Below are 5,220 nucleotides of genomic sequence, written 5' to 3'. Positions count from 1 at the left end.
ACCTATCGCGCTCAGGCTCAACGGCCCTGTCGCGTGGCGTGGCGCACTTTTGCAAGCGTCTGCTTGCAATAGTTAGCGGAGGTGCGGCAAGCTGGACGCATGGCAACGCTCAACGTCGGCAATCTTGGTGAGTACCTGCGCGATCAGCGGCGCACCGCGCAGTTGTCCCTCAGGCAGCTCGCCGATGCCGCCGGGGTGTCGAATCCGTATCTGAGCCAGATCGAGCGCGGGCTGCGCAAGCCGAGCGCGGAGGTGTTGCAGCAGGTCGCCAAGGCGCTGCGGATCTCCGCCGAGACGCTGTACGTGCGGGCCGGCATCCTCGATGCCGAGCGCGATCGGGACGAGGTGGAGACGCGTGCCGCCATACTCGCCGATCCCACGCTCAGCGAACGGCAGAAGCAGGTGCTCCTGCAGATCTACGAGTCCTTCCGCAAGGAGAACGGGTTCGAGATCGCCGATCCGGTCAGCGCTCCAGCCGCAGCGGACGTTCCTGTGCCGGACGTTCCCGGCGGCGCGCACATAGGCACGGACATGGGCGCGGACAGAGATGACAGAGATGACAGAGATACGGACATAGGTGGCGGCGCCGGCAGCGACGCCGGTCCGCAGCAGACAGCCGGTTGACGCACCCGCCGAACCCGCCGCGCCGGCCGCCCGCACAAGTCACGCCAGACATACCAAACCCTCAGTTCGAAGCAACCCGGGAGAACCATCACCATGGCCATCACCGACGACCTCCGCAAGACCTTCAGCGACCCCACCCCGCTCTACTTCGCCGCCGGCACCGCCGATCTCGCCCTTCAGCAGGCCAAGAAGGTGCCCGGCTTCGTCGAGCAGTTGCGTGCCGAGGCGCCGGCCCGGATCGAGGCCGTACGCGCCACCGACCCGAAGGCTGTCCAGGAGAAGGCCGCCGCTCGCGCCAAGGAGGCGCAGGAGAAGGCCACCGGCCGTGCCAAGGAGGCCCAGGAGACCATCCAGGCCAAGGTCGGCGAGTTCATCAGCACGCTGGACGGCGACTTCAAGAAGCTCGGCTCCACGATCGACGCCGATCTGAAGAAGCTCGGTGAGAGCGCCCAGGACCTCGCCCTGCGCGGTGTCGGCGTCGCCGCCGAGTACGCCGTGAAGGCCCGCGAGACGTACGAGAAGGTCGCCGAGCACGGCGAGCAGGCCGTGAAGACCTGGCGCGGCGAGACCGCCGAGCAGATCGAGGAACTGGCCATCGCCGTCGAGCCGGCGGCCGAGCCCGCCAGCTCCTCCGGCTCCTCCGACTCCTCGGTCTCCGCCGACTCCGCCGAGTCGGCCCAGGTCGAGGTGGCCACCGAGGAGAAGGCGCCCGCCCCGGCCGCCGCCTCGGGCAGGAAGCCCGTCGCCAAGAAGGCTCCGGCCCGCAAGCCCGCCGCCAAGAAGACGGCTCCGCCCGCCAAGTGAGCCAAGTAGGCCAAGTAGGCCAAGTAGGCAGAGCCGAACGTGTGAAACAACGTGTATGAGGACGGGCCGGGCACTCCTGGAGTGCCCGGCCCGTTTGGCGGGTAGCGGGTTTCCGGTTGCGGGTACGTTGACCGCACGTACGAACTGACCGAGCTTGGTGGTGGACGTTGTGCTGATGCAGGGGTTCGTGGGGTTCATGTGGCTGTTGAGCGTGGCCCTGATCATCTTCAGTGGCTTCGCGCTGATCGACGCCGCGGTGCACCGTGAGGACGCCTACCGGGCGGCGGACAAGAAGACCAAGGCGTTCTGGCTGGTCGTCCTCGGGCTCGCCTTCGTGGTGAACCTGATCTTCAACATCCTGTCGTTCCTGCCGATCATCGGCCTGGTCGCGACGATCGTGTACATGGTCGACGTACGACCGGCCCTGCGCGGTCTCTCGGGCGGCGGACGCAGCCGCAGAGGCGGCGGTTCCAGCAGCGACGGTCCGTACGGTCCCTACAACGGCGGTCGCTGACCCCACCCGTCACCACGGCTCGCGCCGCCGTTACCGCTCAGGCCGGGCGGTCCAGCAGCAGGACCGCCAGGTCGTCCGTCAGCTCCCCGCCGTTGAGCTTGCGGACCTCGCTCACCGCGGCCCGCAGCAGGTCCTCGCCGCGCAGGCCCTGGGCCAGTTGGCGGCGGATCATCGCGACCATGCCGTCCTGGCCGAGCCGCTCCCGGCCCGCGCCGACATGGCCCTCGATCAGGCCGTCCGTGTACAGCATCAGGGTCCACTCGGCGCCGAGTTGTACCTGCGTACGAGGCCAGCGGGCCCCCGGCAGCAGGCCCAGCGCCGGGCCGTTGTTGTCGTGGGGCAGCAGTTCCGCCACCGCCACCGCCACCGCATCGGACCCGGAGGGCGCGGGCGCCGGGCGGACCAGCAGCGGAGCAGGGTGGCCGGCCAGGCACAGGCCCGCGCTGCGGCCGTCCGGCGAGATGTCGACCGTACAGAGCGTCGCGAAGATCTCGTCGTTCTGGCGCTCGTGTTCGAGGACCTGCTGGAGCGTGCCCAGCAGCGCGTCACCGCACAGGCCCGCCAGGGTCAGCGCGCGCCACGCGATGCGCAGCTCCACGCCGAGCGCCGCCTCGTCGGGGCCGTGCCCGCACACATCGCCGATCATCGCGTGGACCGTGCCGTCGGGCGTACGGACCGTGTCGTAGAAGTCGCCGCCGAGCAGGGCGCGGGAGCGGCCGGGGCGGTAGCGGGCGGCGAAGCGCAGCGAGGAGCCGTCGAGGAGCGGTGTGGGGAGCAGGCCGCGTTCCAGACGGGCGTTCTCCTGGGCCCGCAGCCGGGACTCGCTGAGCCGGCGTTCGGCCCTGTCGGAACGTTTCCTCTCCACCGCGTAGCGGATCGCGCGGCTCAGCAGCCGGCCGTCCAGCTCGTCGCGGAAGAGGTAGTCCTGGGCGCCGACGCGCACCGCCTCCGTACCGCGCTCGGCGTCGCCGGAGGCGGTGAGCGCGAGGACGGCGTGCCGGGGCGCGAGCCGCAGTACGTGCTTCAGCACCGCCAGCTCGTCGTCGTTGTCGTCGGTGCTGTTCGGGGGTGCGGGCAGGGCGAGGTCCAGCAGGATGCAGTGGACGTCGTCGGTGAGCAGCCGTTCGGCCTCGGTGAGGTTGCGTGCCGTGCGTACACGGATCGGCTTGCCCGACGCGTCGAGCAGCTCGGGCACAACGGGCGAGCCGCCCGGGTCGTCCTGGATCAGCAGGAGGGTCAGATGCGTGCCGGTGCCACCACCGGTTCCGGTGCCGGAGGCGGGCGCAGAGGCCTTCGCGGAGGCGCCGGCCGCGTCGCTCGCGTCACTCGCGTCCATTGACTTGCGCGGGGCCGGTTCGCCGGAGGAGGTGCCCGTGGAGGTCGCTCCGGGCATGGCAGGTGCCGGCGCCTGACCGTTCTCCAGGGCCGGGATCGCTCTCTGCCGCGGTACGGGTACGGGCATCGTCGTGGGCTCCTTCCCTCCCCCCGAGGGCACGATGGGCGAGGGGCCTCGATCCACCGACCGGGACCATAGCGGGTGACGGGCCCGCAGCGGAATGGTCGGCGGCGCGTCCGTGCGGCGGCGCCGATGTCATATGCCGTGCGCCGCAACGCACTTGGGGACAGGGGTGCCCGCCCGGGGATGACGAACGTCACGTCCGGCGCGGGGGTGGGCGGTCCGGGTGGGTGCGGTGCGTCACGTGGGACCGGTCACGTGGGACCCGTGAGGTCGGGATGGTCCCGTGGGCGGGTCACCTACGGGGGTCCGTGGACGGGACCAGCTACAAGGGTCCGTGGGCGGGTCGCCTACGAGGGATCGGTGGGCGGGTCACCTACGGGGGTCCGTGGACGGGTCCCCTGCGCTGGGTCCGGCGTCACGCGCCCGGCCGGACCACCCCGAGTATTCGCATCGACCCCGCCCCCGTGATCGTCACCGTCCGCCCGGGGCGAGGGGCGTGCACGATCTTGCCGTCGCCCACGTACATCGCGATGTGGCTCGCGTCGTCGAAGTAGACGATCAGGTCGCCCGGCCGCATGTCCTTGATGTCGACGTGCGGAAGCTGGGCCCACTGCTCCTGCGAGGTGCGCGGTATGGGGATGCCGGCCGCGGCCCAGGCCGCCGAGGTCAGACCCGAGCAGTCGAACGTGCCGGGGCCCTCGGCACCCCACTCGTACGGCTTGCCCACCTGCGCCGTCGCGAACTCCACGGCCTTCCTGCCCTGTGCCGTCGCGTTGCCGTCGAGATCGTCGAGGATGCCGGAGCCGAGCCAGGAGGTCTGCGCCCTGGCGGCGGCCTCGCGCTCCAGCGCCGCGAGGCGTTCCTTCTCCTCCTTCGCGAGCTGGGACTCCAGGTTCTCGGCCGCCGTGATCTGCTGCTTGATCTTCTTCTGGGCGGCGGCCCTCGCCTTCCGGCTCGTGTCCAGCCGCTGCCACTGGGCCGTGGCGTCCTGCGCGTACAGCTCCAAGTCCTGCTGGGTGCGCGTCAGTTCGGCGAGCAGGCCCTCGGTCGCCTTCTCGCCCTGCCGGATCCGGCTGACCCCATCGAGCCACGCCTGGGGATCGTCGCTGAGCCACAGCCGCGCCCTCGGCGGGAGTCCTCCGGAGCGGTACTGGGCGCGGGCGGCGGCACCCGCGCGGTCCTTCAACTCGGCCAGCCGCTTCTGTCCCTTGGCGATCTCCTGGGCCAGCTCGACGATCTCGGTCGACTGCCGCTCGGTCTGCTCCTCCGCCGCGTTGTACGCGTCCGTGGCGACCGCCGCGTCGTGGTAGAGCTTCTCCAGCCGCTTCTGTACGGCCACCAGGTCCCTGTTCGGCGGCAGCGTCACGCTCGGGGGCAGTACGGCGCCCGGCGGCAAGGTCGCGCCCGGCGGCAGGGCCGGGGCGGGCGGCAGTGTCGGCGTCGGGTCGGCGAACGCGGTGCCCGCGCCGCTCAGGACGGTGACCGCGCAGACCAGTCCCACGGCTGTCGCGACCAGACTCCGCTTGCCGGCTCCCATGCCCCGTACCCCCGTACCTTTCCGCCCACTTGATTAACCGTCGGTAACTTGCGCGACCGGTGGATCGTGACATGTCACCGTGGAAAGCAACAGACATCCCGCGAGTTGCCTGCCCTCTCGCTTCCTCCCGCTGCCCTCTGCCCCCGCATGTCTGACGAACGAGACGCGGAGATCGTTGCCCGGGAACCGAGAGCAATGTGAGGCGCCCGGGAAGTCAGGTAGCCGGGTAGCCGGGAAGCAGGGACGCCGGGAAGCCAGGACGCCGAATAGCCGAATAGCCGA

General features: G+C 70.8%; 5 protein-coding genes. 3 read left to right on the top strand and 2 right to left on the bottom strand.

The features are described from left to right. Window positions 1-99 precede the first annotated feature (99 nt). The 3 genes from AOK08_RS33655 to AOK08_RS33645 all read left to right on the top strand — a co-directional run bounded on the left by AOK08_RS33655 (window position 100) and on the right by AOK08_RS33645 (window position 1,942). A complete protein-coding gene (locus AOK08_RS33655) occupies window positions 100-624 on the top strand; it encodes a helix-turn-helix domain-containing protein (RefSeq protein ID WP_055533056.1) in 525 nt (174 codons plus the stop codon). 93 nt (window positions 625-717) lie between these two features. Then, a complete protein-coding gene (locus AOK08_RS33650) occupies window positions 718-1,428 on the top strand; it encodes a hypothetical protein (protein WP_055533054.1) in 711 nt (236 codons plus the stop codon). Window positions 1,429-1,603: 175 nt separating this feature from the next. Continuing rightward, window positions 1,604-1,942: a DUF2516 family protein gene (locus tag AOK08_RS33645; protein ID WP_079054429.1), complete on the top strand. Its 339-nt coding sequence runs from the start codon at window positions 1,604-1,606 to the stop codon at window positions 1,940-1,942. Between the two features lie 37 nt (window positions 1,943-1,979). Here AOK08_RS33645 and AOK08_RS33640 read toward each other — a convergent pair whose 3' ends face one another. After that, window positions 1,980-3,404 carry a PP2C family protein-serine/threonine phosphatase gene (locus tag AOK08_RS33640; protein WP_055533053.1) on the bottom strand — a complete coding sequence of 475 codons (1,425 nt, stop codon included), beginning with the start codon at window positions 3,402-3,404 and terminating at the stop codon, window positions 1,980-1,982. A 412-nt stretch (window positions 3,405-3,816) separates the two neighbouring features. Further along, window positions 3,817-4,938 (bottom strand): C40 family peptidase, encoded by a 1,122-nt coding sequence (locus tag AOK08_RS33635; protein WP_055533051.1) that lies wholly within the window; start codon window positions 4,936-4,938, stop codon window positions 3,817-3,819. Window positions 4,939-5,220: the final 282 nt, after the last annotated feature.

The sequence above is a fragment of the Streptomyces graminilatus genome (assembly GCF_001418565.1).
GTDB classification, from domain to species: Bacteria; Actinomycetota; Actinomycetes; order Streptomycetales; family Streptomycetaceae; genus Streptomyces; species Streptomyces graminilatus.
This window is presented reverse-complemented; position numbering and strand designations above follow the sequence as displayed.

Bases quoted from the DNA above. Each gene is read 5' to 3' on its own strand.
- AOK08_RS33640 (WP_055533053.1), bottom strand. From the start codon at position 3,404: ATGCCCGTACCCGTACCGCGGCAGAGAGCGATCCCGGCCCTGGAGAAC.
- AOK08_RS33645 (WP_079054429.1), top strand. From the start codon at position 1,604: ATGCAGGGGTTCGTGGGGTTCATGTGGCTGTTGAGCGTGGCCCTGATC.
- AOK08_RS33635 (WP_055533051.1), bottom strand. From the start codon at position 4,938: ATGGGAGCCGGCAAGCGGAGTCTGGTCGCGACAGCCGTGGGACTGGTC.
- AOK08_RS33650 (WP_055533054.1), top strand. From the start codon at position 718: ATGGCCATCACCGACGACCTCCGCAAGACCTTCAGCGACCCCACCCCG.
- AOK08_RS33655 (WP_055533056.1), top strand. From the start codon at position 100: ATGGCAACGCTCAACGTCGGCAATCTTGGTGAGTACCTGCGCGATCAG.